Annotated in this window: 13 protein-coding genes and 1 riboswitch; of the genes, 4 read left to right on the forward strand and 9 right to left on the reverse strand. The window is 43.0% G+C overall.

The window, feature by feature from the left end:
* Window positions 1-159: 159 nt before the first annotated feature.
* Window positions 160-268: riboswitch (SAM riboswitch) on the forward strand.
* Between the two features lie 142 nt (window positions 269-410).
* The 3 genes from AB6735_RS24890 to AB6735_RS24900 all read right to left on the reverse strand — a co-directional run bounded on the left by AB6735_RS24890 (window position 411) and on the right by AB6735_RS24900 (window position 3,761).
* Window positions 411-1,763, reverse strand: coding sequence for a DUF3943 domain-containing protein (locus AB6735_RS24890; protein WP_370998903.1), 1,353 nt, complete (start codon window positions 1,761-1,763; stop codon window positions 411-413).
* Window positions 1,764-2,073: 310 nt separating this feature from the next.
* The gene (locus AB6735_RS24895) at window positions 2,074-2,922 is read right to left on the reverse strand and encodes a transglutaminase family protein (RefSeq protein WP_370998904.1); all 849 of its coding nucleotides are present in this window, start codon (window positions 2,920-2,922) and stop codon (window positions 2,074-2,076) included.
* A 98-nt stretch (window positions 2,923-3,020) separates the two neighbouring features.
* Window positions 3,021-3,761: a peptidase gene (locus AB6735_RS24900; protein WP_370998905.1), complete on the reverse strand. Its 741-nt coding sequence runs from the start codon at window positions 3,759-3,761 to the stop codon at window positions 3,021-3,023.
* Window positions 3,762-4,155: 394 nt separating this feature from the next.
* On the opposite strand from AB6735_RS24900, the gene AB6735_RS24905 reads away from it, so the two are divergent.
* Entirely contained in the window at window positions 4,156-5,247 is a 1,092-nt protein-coding gene (locus tag AB6735_RS24905; RefSeq protein ID WP_370998906.1) for an acyltransferase family protein, read from the forward strand.
* Window positions 5,248-5,266: 19 nt separating this feature from the next.
* Here AB6735_RS24905 and AB6735_RS24910 read toward each other — a convergent pair whose 3' ends face one another.
* From AB6735_RS24910 to AB6735_RS24935, 6 genes are all read right to left on the reverse strand, one after another.
* Window positions 5,267-6,556: a hypothetical protein gene (locus AB6735_RS24910; RefSeq protein ID WP_370998907.1), complete on the reverse strand. Its 1,290-nt coding sequence runs from the start codon at window positions 6,554-6,556 to the stop codon at window positions 5,267-5,269.
* A gap of 303 nt (window positions 6,557-6,859) precedes the next feature.
* Entirely contained in the window at window positions 6,860-7,792 is a 933-nt protein-coding gene (locus AB6735_RS24915) for a bestrophin family protein (protein ID WP_370998908.1), read from the reverse strand.
* Window positions 7,793-7,816: 24 nt separating this feature from the next.
* Complete coding sequence (locus tag AB6735_RS24920) at window positions 7,817-8,296, reverse strand: hypothetical protein (RefSeq protein WP_370998909.1); 480 nt, start codon at window positions 8,294-8,296, stop codon at window positions 7,817-7,819.
* A gap of 104 nt (window positions 8,297-8,400) precedes the next feature.
* On the reverse strand, window positions 8,401-9,768 hold the full coding sequence (locus AB6735_RS24925) for an ATP-binding protein (RefSeq protein WP_370998910.1): 1,368 nt from the start codon (window positions 9,766-9,768) through the stop codon (window positions 8,401-8,403).
* Window positions 9,752-10,453 (reverse strand): response regulator transcription factor, encoded by a 702-nt coding sequence (locus AB6735_RS24930; RefSeq protein WP_370998911.1) that lies wholly within the window; start codon window positions 10,451-10,453, stop codon window positions 9,752-9,754. The genes AB6735_RS24925 and AB6735_RS24930 overlap by 17 nt, the downstream gene beginning before the upstream one ends.
* A gap of 44 nt (window positions 10,454-10,497) precedes the next feature.
* A complete protein-coding gene (locus AB6735_RS24935; protein ID WP_370998912.1) occupies window positions 10,498-11,181 on the reverse strand; it encodes a YdcF family protein in 684 nt (227 codons plus the stop codon).
* A 331-nt stretch (window positions 11,182-11,512) separates the two neighbouring features.
* Between AB6735_RS24935 and AB6735_RS24940 the strand changes: the two genes are divergently transcribed.
* The 3 genes from AB6735_RS24940 to AB6735_RS24950 all read left to right on the forward strand — a co-directional run bounded on the left by AB6735_RS24940 (window position 11,513) and on the right by AB6735_RS24950 (window position 15,487).
* A complete protein-coding gene (locus AB6735_RS24940; protein WP_370998913.1) occupies window positions 11,513-11,734 on the forward strand; it encodes a YtxH domain-containing protein in 222 nt (73 codons plus the stop codon).
* A gap of 292 nt (window positions 11,735-12,026) precedes the next feature.
* Complete coding sequence (locus AB6735_RS24945; protein ID WP_370998914.1) at window positions 12,027-14,705, forward strand: family 78 glycoside hydrolase catalytic domain; 2,679 nt, start codon at window positions 12,027-12,029, stop codon at window positions 14,703-14,705.
* A gap of 131 nt (window positions 14,706-14,836) precedes the next feature.
* A complete protein-coding gene (locus tag AB6735_RS24950; RefSeq protein WP_370998915.1) occupies window positions 14,837-15,487 on the forward strand; it encodes an START domain-containing protein in 651 nt (216 codons plus the stop codon).
* Window positions 15,488-15,534: the final 47 nt, after the last annotated feature.

The following is a 15,534-nucleotide window of genomic DNA, read 5'->3' on the forward strand; positions in this document are numbered from 1 at the left end:
CAACAAAAGTCTTTGCTCCTTGATCCAAAAATCTTTGCTCCTTACCGCCTCTCCAATACCAGAAATAATTTATTTTAAAATATTCTACTAAATCTATAGGATTTATATAAATACTTTTTTATATTTGCACTGTCAACAACGACAAATAGTTCTTTATTACGCTTATCAAGAAAGACTGAGGGAAAGGCCCAAAGACGTCTTAGCAACCTGTACATCCGCATAATGTAAAAGGTGCTAATTCCTGCTCCGTATAGGAGAAAGATAAACAAAGATCTTACCCTTCCAATCTTCCATAAGTGATTTATAGTTTTTTTTAAAGTCGCGTGACCGAGAGGATAGGTTAAGGTCTGCAAAACCTTCTACGGCAGTTCGAATCTGCCCGCGACGTCAAATTTTCTTCTTTTATTTTCTTAAAAATTCACGCTATACCTGGTCGAAAACCGGAGGTAAGGATAAGTTTTGTCCACATCCGGGTGATTTTTGTAGTTCCCCTCCAGTCGGAAGTAGCCAGGCTCGGCACAAATAGAAAAACCTTTGATAAACATATAACTCAACTCGCTCGAAAACGTGTGTAGAAAGTAGTGTGAATTATTGCCGTTAACCGTTATAACCCAGCCGCCCCTGTAATTAATACCATAAAATATCTTATCAAAAATACTGATAGTACCTCCCCCATTAATAGCAAAACCAGGCCCATAGTCATAATTACGCCCTTTAAAAAGATAAGGATCGGGTATAGCGGCCAGCAATATCGGCCCCGCGCCAAACGAGGTGTTGATCTTTAGCCTTTTGCTTAGCCTGTATTCCGATAGCATGTTGAACTTAACACTTTGCCCGCCATAAAAAAATGCCTGGTTGTGGATATAATCGTAATTGGCCGATAGGATAAGCAGGTTTCTAATATTATCCTTTAACGAGATATCCCAGCCGGCAAGTGATCCGTACACGCTGATCACGTTTACATTGGTACTGTCGTCCTGCCCAAACTCGGCCGTAACTGCTATGTTGCTGAAGGGACTTTTCAGATCTTCGGCAGGATCGCCGTATAGCAACCTGGCCCGGCCATACCAGCCAAAACGCCCGCTGGTGGGTAAACTTTTGCTGCCGCTGGTATTTACATTACGCAGTCCTATATCGAGCTCGGCGCTGATATGGGTGGAGTCGCGGTCCTTAGGGTTTCCATAAACCTTACCCCATTTACCATCCAGCAGGCGGTTAAGTCCGTTCATGGGGTTAACTAAAAACCCAAGCACTTCCTGTGCCTGCCGTTTAAAACCACGCTGCCGGTTATTCACGATTTTGTTGGAGAAGCGGTAAGTCATTTCGCCCAGTACAATGCCACCGAAACTGGTATTGATAAAATCATTGGGTGCCGGAGCCTGGTTTTCGGCAAAGGTTTCCCAAAGGTAACTGCCGGCTGCTGTTGCCGGGACCGATTGCCAGAAACTGTAACCGTTGCTCCGGAACGCGCTGTAAAACATACCGCCATGATAAGGGTGCCCAAACTGATTGGTTTGAAAAGGATCGTTATCCCAGGTCCAGCTGCCGGGATTCAGGTTATGGCCAACCGTTTTCCAGGCGATGCGGGCATAATCTTTATTGGCAACATAACGATCAAAAGTCCAGGGGATCACTTCGGCAAGCATCAACTCACCGGCCGCGCGGCCGAACTTCTTTTTGATCAATGTATCGCGGAAATTATCCTGAGCTTTACTGCCAACAACCGGAAGCTTACGAAACGGCACTTGCCCATAAAGCTGCATTGCGCTTATAACAAAAATTAAAAGCAATATGAGCCACCTTGATCTTGTAAAACGGGTATGGGTAAGATACATTTAAAAACAAATTGCGACGATGATGTATCTTCTACCCGCACCCACCAATCGTTATCAGTACCGATATACCAGCATCATAATATCAAAGAGTTGTATAAACTATAACTCAAAAGATAATAACCGGGAAAATTGTTTTTGATCGCGCCCAATTAAATTCAGCTGAATTTAACTTTAGATTAATAATCAGACAAAGACCGTTCAACCCTGACTTAAAAAACCGGGAAAGAAATGGTCAGGCTTACAAGTATATCAGCCCTTTAAATTCGTCCGCTTTATAATAAAACGGCTCAAAATTTTCGGCTTCCACCAGCTCACAGCTAACCTCCATGGTGGTAAAATTAATATCGCCAAAAATATTGGCTATGGCGGTATCGGCTGCATCCCGGCCAGTAGCTATCTTGATCAGACCATTGAGCGGCACCAACCTGGTAGCATCAAAAAGAACCCAACTACTACCCAGGTAAGCTTCAAAGCAGGCGTGAAAGTCGGCAGGTTTCAGGTGATAAGCATAGCCTGTAAAATAACGTGCCGGTATGGTGAGCGCCCGGCATAGAGCAATACCCAAATGGGCAAAATCACGACAGACCCCTACCTGCTCGGTTACGGTGTCAAAGGCCGATGTTTGCGCGTTACTATAGCCACTCAGGTATTGCACATTTTGATGTATCCAGTTGGTAAGGGTGGCCACCTGCTCAAACGGATTAGTAATATGCCCAAACAGGTTATGTGCCAAACGGTATAATTTATCAGACTGGCAATAGCGGCTCGGGTTCAAATAATGCAACACATGAGCAGGCAGTTGCGAAACCAATGCTTCAGGCAAATCGCTAAAGTCATACAACTCATAACAATTATCAACCAGTGCCCGGTAAGTAATTTTTAATGCGCAAGGTTCGGCCAGTTCAACCCGCATCAGCCGGCTTTCGCCCTGTATGGCCGTTAATTCTTCGGCTTTGTGGTACGGATCGATGGTGAGTTCTTCGCTCAGCACCAATTGATTTGGTGTACGCAAAGCATGGATATTTAATACCAATGTGCCTTCCGACTGTGCCTCATACTGCATTTGGGTAAACACATTGAACTTCATAATTAATTACTGAGTTATTGATTTAATGAATTTGTGAATTTTTATGATCCTGGCTCCAAAAATTCTTGCTCTTTATTCCAAAAATCTTGCTCCAAAAATCATTCCGTCTTAATTTTAATTTCGTTAAGCTTTTCAAATGCAGGATCCATCCAGGCTTCCGAAACATGGTTAAGTGCGTTCTTCAGTTCTTCGGCCCATTGCGCCGATATAAACTCCAGGTCTTTTTTCTCATAGCGTTGCTCCACCAGCTCAAAACTATCTTTTTTATAAAGCACCACATCAATTGGGAAGTCCACATTATTGGCGCTTACCCGTGTTGAATCAAATGAGAGAAAACCTGTTTTAAGCGCCAGTTTCAGGCTCGAATTTTCGGTAAGCGTACGGTTTAAAATGGCCTTGCCATGCGCCGCATTCCCGATAACCACATAAGGCGAACCCTCGCCCAGCTCTACCCAATTACCTTCGGGATAAAGTAAAAACAATTTATGTTCATCATCATCTTGCAACTGTCCGCCAATAATGGTATTCAGATCAAACTTAAAACCAGCCTGCTCCAGCGCTACCTTGTCTTCCACGGCCGCCAGCTTTACCTTTTCGCCAAAGGCATTCACGGCTTTGTACAGCTTGTTAAACTCCCGGGTTTCCAGCTGTTCGGTAAAATAAGTAATAGCCTTATCCCTTACCGAGCGTAAACCGCTGGTCATGATAAAAAGCGAAAAATGATCTTTTTGTGCTATGGTGATCTTCTTTTTTACAGTAGTATCAGTTCCCGTAGTAATGCGGGTATCGGCAATAGCAAGCAACCCTTCTTTAACTTTAATTCCCAGGCAATAGGTCATCTTAAAAAACGTAACGCGTTAAAAATTCCGAAAAGGCCAAAATAATTAAATAAAGGGAGATTATGGGATTAATGAGCAATTTGGTTTTGGAAAGGGATTTTAAAGCTTATCATTGATTCGGCTAAAGCCGCCTTTAAATTTTACCCCCCGTCCCATAAATGGGGACGGCAATGAATTTTGAAATTATTTCAACATGAGCCTTTATTCATTGCCGTTTGGCTTCAGCCAACGGTTAAATTCAAGTATATAAAATGGCTTTTAGCCGAAAATCTAAATTCTGCATGCGATCCTATTCAATTTAAATTTTTGTTGGCTAAATCGTTATTATTCGGTATTCTTGAGCTTTGCGTATTACCCCGGCGCATTTGTTTTATCCTGTATAAACCAAACATCAATGACCGAACACAAACTTAATCCCGGTATCCTAAAAACCAAACAACACTTTGAAATTCTTGATGGCCTCCGCGGCGTAGCTGCTTTGGCCGTGGTGATTTTCCATTTTATGGAAATAGCTTACTCCGATTACAGCCAAAACTTTATCGGCCATGGTTTTCTGGCGGTCGATTTTTTCTTTTGCCTGTCGGGCTTTGTGATCGGGTATGCTTATGACGACCGCATCGGAAAAATGGGTGTCATGGAGTTTTTTAAATCAAGGATCATCAGGCTGCATCCCCTGGTTATTTTCGGTTCGGTATTGGGTTTGTTAGCTTTTTTGTTTGATCCCTTTGGCGGTCATCCTGAGCTTTACAGCGCAGGCAGGCTGATACTGCTATTTTTACTGTCTGTACTGCTTATCCCCTTCCCGGTGATGAGTGACCGCTATTTTAACCAATTCGGTTTTAACGCCCCTGCATGGTCGCTATTTTGGGAGTATATAGCTAATATTGTTTATGCCTTTGTGCTTTGCCGTGTTCATAAACGTGTGCTGCTTGTACTTGCTATATTGGCAGCACTGGGCATTTGTTTTGTGGCACGGCACTCCGGAAACCTGATGGGTGGCTGGGGTAAGGGTAACTTTTGGGACGGCGGCGCCCGCATCGCTTATTCGTTTTTAGCCGGTTTGCTGGTATACCGCTTCAACTGGATCATCAAAAACAAACTGGGCTTTTTAGGCCTGGCAGTGCTGCTGGCCTTCGCTTTTCTGATGCCTTTCTCTACTCAATGGAACTGGCTTACCGAATCGCTGGTAGTAATCTTTTACTTCCCATTACTGATAGCCCTGGGCGCGGGAGCTGTATTAACACAAGGCATAAAGAAACTATGCGTATTCGCCGGGAATATATCATACCCGCTATATATGACCCATTACGCGGTAATGTGGATGTTTGGCAACTATTACGCCGCACATAAGCCGGGCCCCGGCCAATTGGCATTGATTATTTCGATATCGGCAATCCTCCTGGTTGGTATAGCCTATTTAGTGATGGTGATATATGATATCCCGGTACGGAAGTATTTGACTAATAAAAGGAAACAGGGCGTTTAGGTTTTGAATTTAAACTCATTTATTCTCTTACGGGTTCCGTTATAAACCGCAGATTGACCTTTGGAAGTTTATCTGCCATATAGGCTATCCAAAAGAGTACTACTGGTATCATCACATCAAACTGCCGTGCGTAAGCGCTAACCAATCCGCTGATGAAAAAATACAGCACGAAAATGAGCATGACGAATTTCAGCGCATAATTGATGCTTCGCCAATTGATCACACTTACTATTAAAGCCATTATACCAGCCCAAAACACTAAGGATCCGGTAATAATATTGGTAATGGTTTGCGGGATCTGGTACGAGTAAGAATACGGAAAATCAAACAACATACGCGAAAGATTATAAAAATAGTTTTTAATAAACTTTTTAGGCGCCGAACGGATATTTCTGATCGCCGCCTTTTTAAACAGGTCATCCTGCTCAACGCCCTGGTGTTTTAAGATCGAAGCGATCTCCGCCGAATGATTGGCCTTCAGCAATGAATCGCCTTCGGTAGTATTAAAAGGCTGCGGCGACATCAGGTTGGTTAAGCCGGGCAGTTTCCAATCGCCGTACTCCAGGTTATCTGGAGTGCTCATCCAATACAAGCTCATACCACCGGAGTTTCCCCAATAAAAAAACCTGCCGGTTAGGCTATAAGTGTACACAAGATAAGGTGTTGTGGTTATAAAGGCTATCAGAATGATATACAGGGAGCTTTGATAATTCCTTTTTGCTTTACCGAAAATTAAAAGTACCAGGCATACCAATAATCCGCCCAGCAATACATAGCCAAAAATAATTTTAGTTAAGGCTAAAAAGCCCAGCAAAAACCCCGATAGTATAAGGTGCTTAATCTTGCCACCCTTATAAAATAATACCACACTATAAACAAACGCCGAGATGAGAAAAGCCGAAAATATTTCGGTAAGAACCGCCGGCAAATACGTGTAAATATTAAAATAAAACGCCCATATGATAGCAAAAAACAGGGCTATCCGTTCGTGGGCTACACAGGTTAAAGCTTTATAAAGAAAAACAATGGATAAGTAATAAAACAGCGCGTTAAACAAGGGGTAAAATATAACAGGCAGATGCAGTGCCGCACAGGGCATCAGTGCTATAGGATACCCGGGGCCATTCCACAAGTTAATACCGGGAGCCGGCGGCGAATAAAAGCCGTGCAGCAGGTTTTCTGCGAAACCAATATACCGGGGTTCATCGCCGTATAAAACAGGCCATTTGTGTTTCAGGATATAATAAACGTAATACAGCAGGAATGGTAAAAAAAGAAGAAAGGGATTACGCTTAAATTTAATAGTCATACCGGGTTAGCAGGTGCCGTCAAGCCATGAAGGTAGGGCAATTTAATGCTTTTTCTGAAGATAAAGAACAAGAGACTTGCTTTGGTCTGAGTCCGTGCAGGTGATAGTATCGACGATAGGCCATTTTTTACTTACTCAGAACTAAAGACTTCTGACTTCAGACTATCTTTCGTATATCTATACAAAACGGCAGCCCGGCACCTTTCTCAAGGGTACCGGGCTGTTTGGTTAAGGCAACAGGAGAACCAAAAACCAACCGCTTAATATACAATCAACTATATATCAACTCCTTAATAGCTCTGGTTACAAAATATAGAACACCGCCTGTTTTTGCTGCTGATGGTTGGTCACCATATCGGTTACCTGGGGCATTTCGTCTTTTAGCATTTGCTTCAGGTCCTGCTCAATTTTCCTGCTGATGGTGGTGGTTGGGGTATCGGTCGGCATGTTCTCAAATGGATCCTGCAAATGAATAGCCATTTTCTCGATCAGAAAAAATGCCGACGAAATAGCGATCACCAGGGGCACCTGCAATATGCCAAAAAACTCCATCAGGCTAAAAGGCAGTAGCAATACAAAAAACAGCACCAGCCAGTGTATATACACACTGTATGTAGCCGGAAATACGGTATTTTTGATCCGCTCGCAGCCGCCCATTGTATTCATAAAACCGGTTAGGGTACCGTCCATCGCTACTTGCTGGTATTCGTTGATCCAGCCTAATTTGTACAGGGTACGCAAATCATGCCCTTGTAACTCATTCAGGGCCAGCGGCACATGCTCCACATTGCGAATATTTTTGATGTCGTCATCGCTCAAAAAAGCCTCCAGGTTTTGTTTAGCATCCTGTTTACGCAAATGGCGGCTCAGGCTGTAGCACCAGGCTATTTGCCGTTTTACTATCCGCTCTTTGAGGGCCCATTTTTCTTCGCCATCGTAACTACTATCAACAAAAGTGAGTACCTGGCGGGTAAAGGTGCGGCAATCATTCACGATGCCGCCCCATAAAATGCGGGCTTCCCACCAACGGTCATACGCCTGGTTTGACCGAAAGGCCAGCAGCAGGGATATAATAGTACCCAATATAGTAGGCACCGTTAAGGGGATAGATACCTCTTTTAAATTATAGTATTGGTGCACTAAATAAATAGCCGACGAATAAATGGCCACCAGGATGAGTTCTTTTTTTATTTTTCCGAATACATAAGTAACCGGGATGTTTTCTTTCAGTAGCATAGTGTTTAATAATTAAGGGGTTAATTACTGTTGTTCTATCAATTCTGGCTCTTCGGCAATAAGGTTTGCCATTACACCGGCTGTTTCTGTACTGACAAGTACCCTCGTTCCGCATTTTTCTATCAGTACTTCTGGATTAATGCTGTTTTTAAAAAGCAATTTGTAATTATCATGCGGCGGCACTATGGCATCCACTTCATGGGCATCCAGGTAGTTATTAAAAACGGCTACCGTACTGCCATAAAAAATATCGATATGGATGCGGTTGATCAGGTGGCTGAAATCTTTCTCCATTTCGCGGCAGCGGATATAAAAATTATCGGGTATATGTTTATACTCGGCCGAGCGGCGCGACAGCATGAGCAGTTCGCCTATGTTATCGGTAATTTTCAGCATGTGTACCAGTCTGATATCCACTTTTTGCGGATAATATTGCTGGGCTATGTTCGGGATACTTTGAAGCGATTGGTACGTAAAATCGGTAGGGATGAACAGCGTTTTCATATCGTAATTATTTAATGGTTTAACTTGTACAACTTTGTTTGATACAAGTGTAGCCCCCAATAATTAGGATAATCTAAGAAAGTTATTAGAATTTGATTAGAGTTTTACGCCGATGCATCCACCGGCAAAAAAATCTTGATCTCGGTGCCCTTGCCAACATCAGAGCGGATACCTATGCTGCCCCTGTGCAGGCGTATAATATTGAGTGTTAAAGGCAGGCCTACTCCGTGCCCCTCGTAGCTATGCGTATTGGAGGCCCTGAAAAAGGGCTCAAAAATGTGCTGCAGTTCGCTTTCGGGAATGCCGATACCCTGATCGGTGACAGAGATAATTACTTTATTATTTTCGGCCAGCAACCTTATTTTCACCATACGGTTGTCTGAATATTTGCAGGCATTACTGATGATATTGGTAACGGCCAAACGCAGTAAATTGCTGTTACCACTTACATAAAGCAGACGTTCATCGGTCGGCATATCTTCCAGATCGATCTGTATATTACTATCGGTATTGATCTTTTTAATAGATTCTGAAGCGGTCATCAGGAGTTCATCTATCCGGATGCTTTCCCAGCGCTGTTTTTTACCGTCGAAACCCGATTGGGCAAGAGCCAATAAGCTATTCAGTATCTGGCGCAGCTTTTCAGCTTCTGAATAAATGGTACCAAACACCTCACGCTGTTCCGGGCTGGCATCGGTTTTACTCAAGGCCAGTTCAGCTTCGGTACTGATGATGGTTAAGGGTGTACGCAGCTCATGCGAGGCATTGCTTACAAAGTTATTCTGTGTTTCAAAGGCTGTTTCCAGGCGGTTAAGCATGTCATTGAAGGTATAGGAAAGTTCGGCTACCTCATCCTTACCACTGAGCTCATCCAGCCTGAAGTGCAGGTTGTTGGCCGTTATATTTTTAACATTGTTAATGATACGCCGTATGGGCTGAAAGGTATAAAAGGAGAATATCTTACCTATAAAATAAACCAGTATCATGGCAACAAGAAACCCGTAGATCAATATTTTTTGCAGATCTTTTAACTCCTGAAAACCCGATGGATCTGTAGCCGAAACGATAACGATGTATCTGTTATTGTCTTTTTTAAATACTTTACCAGCATAAAAAATATTGTCAGCTTTATAGCGCGCTGCATTATCCTTCAAGATGTTTTTAATCAGTTCACTATTTTTATCGATCCCGCCGGTAATATGAACCCTGCTCAGTGTATCGATATTAAAAAAATACATTTTTTCAGCTTCCAGCCGCTCCAGGTACTTATTGCGCACTTCCTGGTAGGCTCTGCTTCTGTCACTCGGAAAAATGTTTACCTCGGCCGAGATATTAACGCGGGCTTCCAACCGTTTAAAAAAATCGTCGAAACCAAACCGGTATACCAGGTAAAAAACGGTGATATTGAGCAATAACAATATTGCACCAGACAGCAACAGGAACAGCAGGGTTATTTTACTTTGTATTTTCATCGGGTTCTCCCTCTTTCATGATATATCCCATACCAAAAACCGTATGTATGAGTTTGGAACCACCACCTTTTTCCAGTTTCTTGCGCAGATAATTTACATATACATCAACCACATTAGTACCCATATTAAAATCAATATCCCACACGCTTTCCAATATTTGGATCCGCGACAATACCTTTTTCTGATTCTTTACAAAATACTCCAGTAGCCTGTACTCCGTAGCTGTGAGCTTTAATGGTTCCTGGTTACGGTAAGCTATTTTTGATTCGGCGTTAAGTTCCAGGTCGCTGATTGTAAATAGGTTATTTTTAGACTGCTGCTCGCCGCTTTTACGACGCAGCAAAGTACGTAGGCGCGCAGCCAGTTCGGCAATTTTGAAGGGTTTTACCAGGTAATCATCGGCGCCGCTATCTAAACCGTTCACAATATTTTCGGTGGAGTCAAGCGCGGTAAGCATTATAACAGGCATGGCTTGTTTTTGCTGTCTGATGAGCTTACATACTTGTATGCCATCCATTACGGGCAGCATCACATCCAGTATCACCAAATCAAAATCATGGTCAAGTGCCATTTGCAAACCGGTTGCGCCATTACCCGCCACACTTACTTCGTAACCAAATTCTGCAAGTCCGCGTTTTATTACCGATACCACGTTAGGTTCATCCTCAACCAGTAATATCCCCATAGTATTAATTTGTATAAATGTTAGTATCCAGGCGCTATAGCGTATTAACCGCGTCCTGAGATATAGTTAACTGCAAGGCCAATTATTTCTTTGATATAGGTATTCCATTTATTTAGTGCATCGGCACTCGGTACAAACTCACTTAAGCTAAAGTCGCCGGTTCCGGCAATATAATTACAAGGGTATGGTATTACATCAACACCCATTTTTTTAAAGATCCGTGCCGACCGCCGCATATGAAAAGCGGAGGTTACCAGTAAATATGGCCCCCGCTGCCCATGCTTTTGAAGTAAAGTTTTGGTCAATGACGCGTTTTCCAGGGTATTGCGCGACTGATCTTCTATCAGGATGCAGCTATCCGGTACTTGCGCAGCTTGCAATTGATATCTGGCCCAGGCTCCTTCCCGGAAAGCTGATGGGTTTAAATTACCATTACCCCCCGAAATTAAAATATATTTCACCCTGCCTGTCTTTTGTAAAAGGACGCCTTGTATAAATCTGTCGGACGCAGAGCTAAACATACCCCTCCCCTCCTTATCATCCGATGCGAAACCACCCAGTACAATAGCCGCGCTGTATGTTTTATTTTTTTCAAGTTCGGCAGGCGCTATATCCCAGGCCCGGGCAAGCCGGTTGATCAGAAACGGGTTAGAAAAAAAATAAAGCAGCCCAATACCCCAAAGCAGGTATTTACGTTTACGTTTTATATTCTTTGCTAAAACCGCCATTAGCAGTAAAACAAATATATACAACAGGGGAAAAAGCAAGAATGCCAATATTTTCGACAGGATAAAAAACATATGCCGGTATACTTTAGCCGTAAAAGTAATTAAAATTTAGAGTCAGGATATCAGAATCGGTGATTAAGAAAAAACAGGAAATCATTTATTCACTGTTTATACCTATACATAATTCATGATTAACATGCATTTAAGTTATTTAAATCAATAATATTAAATACAAATCATTGATATAATGTGTAAACCTTGATTTTCGCTTAACTCATGTATGTAACAAACTGGCATCATCATTGTCATAAAAACAATAAAAATTTAGATTATGGGCTTACTAAAATTTCTTGTCGTTGGCGCAGCAGTTGCTTACGGCATAAACTATGTTACCAAAAAGGGGCCGGATGGTAAATCGATCATTGACGATCTTACAGAGAACGGGCCTGAATGGATGGATCGTGCAAAAAAATACGGCGAACTAACGTTGGAGCAAATAGCCGTACGCACTCAAAATTTCAGAGATAACTTCAAAGACAACAACAGGTTCTAAAACAGCTATTGCATTATTATGCATCATATTCTTTTTAGGCGATAGCCTCTGGCAGGCTATCGCCTATATGGAAAGAAGGGAATAATGCACTTCCTCCTCGCACGTCATTGCAATGACGTTATTTTTTATCCCTCCTCTTTCCAGCGAAGCGCAGACGCGGTTAGTCCTCACCTCTACACCTACACGCCCCCTCAGGACAGTTAGGGTTGCGTAAATAAAAATATCAGCTTAACATTGCTGCAGGCTCCTTGAATTATCTTGCTTACCTTTATAAACCGCTTTATTGCATTATATGAAATCATTTTTATGTAAGCCCGCGCTTTACATTGCTTTACTGTTTAATTTTCTCATCGCTAACCTAAGCTTCGCCGGTACACCCGGTAAAGCAGCAGGTTTACAATGTGAACATCTCATCAATCCTATTGGTATCGATTCCCGGCATCCACGTTTAAGTTGGTTAGTGACTGATGACAGGCAAGGCGCAGCCCAAACCGCTTATCAACTTACCGTTGGCGCCGATTCTGTTGCCGTTAGGAATGGTAAAGGCGATAGCTGGCAAACCAGCAAGGTAGTGTCCTCATCAAACCTGGTCAATTACCAGGGCAAGCCATTACAACCCTTTACCAAATACTACTGGCGCGTGCAGCTATGGGATCAGACCGGTAAAAAACTCCTGCCATCGGCCGTAGCCAGTTTTGAAACCGGGATGATGGATATGCGCAACTGGCAGGGATCCTGGATAAGCGATAATAAAGGTATAGCGGTGAACCCTGCCCCTTACTTTCGGCATACCTTTAAAGTAGCTAAACAAATTCGCTCGGCAAGGGCCTATATCGCCGTAGCGGGCCTTTATGAATTATATATCAACGGCCAAAAGATTGGCAATCACCGTCTTGACCCTATGTATACCCGATTTGACAGGCGAACTTTATATGTAGCTTACGATGTTACCGCGCAGCTGCAAAGCGGCAAAAACGCTATTGGAGTATTACTCGGCAATGGCTGGTATAACCACCAGAGCACGGCGGTATGGTATTTTCACCAGGCGCCATGGCGCGGTCGCCCAACGTTTTGTATGGATCTGCGTATTACTTATACCGATGGTTCTGTAGAAACGGTAAGCTCCACTACGCAATGGAAAACCTCATTAAGTCCGGTAATTTTTAACAGTATTTATACCGCTGAACACTACGATGCCCGCAAAGAACAACCCGGCTGGAATACACCCAACTTTATAGACAGTGCCTGGAAACAGGTTATTAACCGTTCAGCTCCGTCACAAAATATAGTGGCGCAAAGTCTGCAGCCTATCCGTAATGTGGAAGAAATAGCTGCCAAAAGCATCACCAAAATTGACGATAACCTGTGGGTATTTGATATCGGCCGCAACATATCAGGCGTGAGTAAGATTACCGTTAAAGGCGATTCGGGCACCGTGATCCGTTTAAAACATGCTGAGCGATTGAATAAAAATGGTCATGTGGATCAATCCAACATCGACCTGCATTACCGCCCTACGGATGATAAAGACCCTTTCCAGACCGACATCTTTATTTTGAGTGGTAAAGGCGAAGAAACCTTTATGCCTAAGTTTAACTATAAGGGTTTTCAATACATAGAGGTAAGCAGCAGCAAACCTGTTGAACTGAGCAAAGAAAGCCTGAAAGCTTATTTTATGCATAGCGATGTGGCCCCCATTGGCACAGTAACATCGTCAAACAAAACTATCAATCAGATATGGAGCGCTACCAATAACTCCTACCTCGGTAACCTGTTTGGTTATCCTACCGATTGCCCGCAGCGCGAAAAGAATGGTTGGACCGGCGACGCACATATTGCCAGCGAAACCGGGTTGTATAATTTTGACGCCATTACCATTTACGAAAAATGGCTGGCCGATCATCGCGACGAGCAGCAACCCAATGGTGTGCTGCCATCTATTATCCCAACCGGCGGCTGGGGCTATGAATGGGGCAACGGCCCCGACTGGACAAGCACCATTGCTATTATCCCCTGGAATATTTATTTGTTTTATGGCGATATCAAACTACTGGCTGATAGTTATACCAGCATTGAGAAATATGTAAATCATATTGATGAACTCTATCCCACGGGACTAACTACCTGGGGTTTAGGCGACTGGGTGCCGGTAAAGTCTGTATCGCCGGTTGAGTTGACTTCTTCTGTATATTATTATGCAGATGCCAGCATCCTGGCTAAAGCTGCCAAAATATTAGGTAAACAAGCTGATTTTATAAAGTATTCGGCATTGGCCAATAAGATTAAGAATGCCATCAACGCCAAATACCTGAATACCGAAACCGGGATGTATGGCAAAGGCCTGCAAACCGAATTAAGCGTACCGCTTTACTGGGATGTAGTGCCGCAAAACCTGAAAAGCAAAGTGGCCGCTAACCTGGCGCAGCGTGTAGCTGCCGATAATTATCATCTGGATGTGGGGATCCTGGGCGCAAAAGCCATTTTAAGTGCTTTGAGCGATAATGGTTACCCGGATGTAGCTTACAAAATAGCATCGCAGGAAACTTTCCCTTCCTGGGGATGGTGGATGGTGAATGGGGCAACTACCCTGTATGAGAACTGGAAGATAGATGCTAAGTCAGACATCTCGCTAAATCATATCATGTTTGGGGGGATAGGTGCCTGGTTGTATAAAGGTATAGCAGGTATTCAAACTGATCCAAATCACCCGGGTTTTAAAAACATCCTGTTGCAGCCGCACTTTGTGGCCGGACTTAATGAATTCACAGCCACTCATGATGGCCCGTACGGCAAAATAATATCCTCGTGGCAACGTACCGATCATGGTATAAACTACAAGGTTACTATACCGGCCAATTCAACAGCTACCATAACCTTGCCTGCGGGTAAAACTTATCTGGGTGGCAAGCTGCTCAATAGTTCAAGACCTTACCAGGCCGCTGCAGGGAGTTATGTTTTTGAGGTGAAATAATCATCACTTCAATTGCCATAGATATTTCATATTTACATTCGCTTAACACCAAATGACCTTTTACTGACAAGCCGGTTCACTAACCGGCTTGTTTTGTATATACTTTTGTTACATTATATCGGCTCTATATCATGTACAAAAAAGTCACTTTCTTAGTCCTGCTGCTTGCATTTTCGTTGATCAACATAACCCATGCCGAAGAGCCCTGGGCCTTAAGTACTAACAAAGAAGGTGTTAAGGTTTACACCAGGCATGTGCCCGATTCAAAAGTAAAAGCCATTAAAGTAGAATGTGAATTTAATGCCTCAGCTGCTCAGTTGGTTGCTGTATTATTGGATATAAAAGGCAGTATAGATTGGGTATATCATACCAAATCTGTTAACATGATCAAACAGGTATCACCTTCAGAACTATATTATTATTCCGAAGTATCCATACCCTGGCCCCTGCATAACCGCGATTTTATTGCCCACATCAAAGTTACCCAGGACCCTAAAACCAAAGTGGTTACAGTTGATGCTCCCTGTTTAGCGGATATGGTACCGCGAAAAGATGGTATTGTACGTATTGAACATTCGGTAGGTAAATGGGTCATTACGCCTATTGACAGCAGCCACGTAAAAATTGAATATACCCTGCACCTGGATGCCGGCGGCAGTGTACCCGCCTGGTTACTCAATATGTTCATTACGCAGGGTCCCACAGAAAGCTTCAAAAAGCTAAAAGTACAACTGCAGAAACCGACCTATAAGAATATTAAACTACCCTATATTACGGATTAGTTGGTTCATTTGTTTATTGGTTCATTAGTTCATTAGTGTTGAAATGG

This window comes from Mucilaginibacter sp. RCC_168, assembly GCF_041355315.1.
In the GTDB taxonomy this organism is placed as follows: Bacteria; Bacteroidota; Bacteroidia; order Sphingobacteriales; family Sphingobacteriaceae; genus Mucilaginibacter.

Excerpts from the sequence above, each read along its gene's own strand:
- AB6735_RS24890 (WP_370998903.1), bottom strand. The coding sequence starts at position 1,763 with ATGCAGCTTTATGGGCAAGTGCCGTTTCGTAAGCTTCCGGTTGTTGGC.
- AB6735_RS24895 (WP_370998904.1), bottom strand. The coding sequence starts at position 2,922 with ATGAAGTTCAATGTGTTTACCCAAATGCAGTATGAGGCACAGTCGGAA.
- AB6735_RS24900 (WP_370998905.1), bottom strand. The coding sequence starts at position 3,761 with ATGACCTATTGCCTGGGAATTAAAGTTAAAGAAGGGTTGCTTGCTATT.
- AB6735_RS24905 (WP_370998906.1), top strand. The coding sequence starts at position 4,156 with ATGACCGAACACAAACTTAATCCCGGTATCCTAAAAACCAAACAACAC.
- AB6735_RS24910 (WP_370998907.1), bottom strand. The coding sequence starts at position 6,556 with ATGACTATTAAATTTAAGCGTAATCCCTTTCTTCTTTTTTTACCATTC.
- AB6735_RS24915 (WP_370998908.1), bottom strand. The coding sequence starts at position 7,792 with ATGCTACTGAAAGAAAACATCCCGGTTACTTATGTATTCGGAAAAATA.
- AB6735_RS24920 (WP_370998909.1), bottom strand. The coding sequence starts at position 8,296 with ATGAAAACGCTGTTCATCCCTACCGATTTTACGTACCAATCGCTTCAA.
- AB6735_RS24925 (WP_370998910.1), bottom strand. The coding sequence starts at position 9,768 with ATGAAAATACAAAGTAAAATAACCCTGCTGTTCCTGTTGCTGTCTGGT.
- AB6735_RS24930 (WP_370998911.1), bottom strand. The coding sequence starts at position 10,453 with ATGGGGATATTACTGGTTGAGGATGAACCTAACGTGGTATCGGTAATA.
- AB6735_RS24935 (WP_370998912.1), bottom strand. The coding sequence starts at position 11,181 with ATGGCGGTTTTAGCAAAGAATATAAAACGTAAACGTAAATACCTGCTT.
- AB6735_RS24940 (WP_370998913.1), top strand. The coding sequence starts at position 11,513 with ATGGGCTTACTAAAATTTCTTGTCGTTGGCGCAGCAGTTGCTTACGGC.
- AB6735_RS24945 (WP_370998914.1), top strand. The coding sequence starts at position 12,027 with ATGAAATCATTTTTATGTAAGCCCGCGCTTTACATTGCTTTACTGTTT.
- AB6735_RS24950 (WP_370998915.1), top strand. The coding sequence starts at position 14,837 with ATGTACAAAAAAGTCACTTTCTTAGTCCTGCTGCTTGCATTTTCGTTG.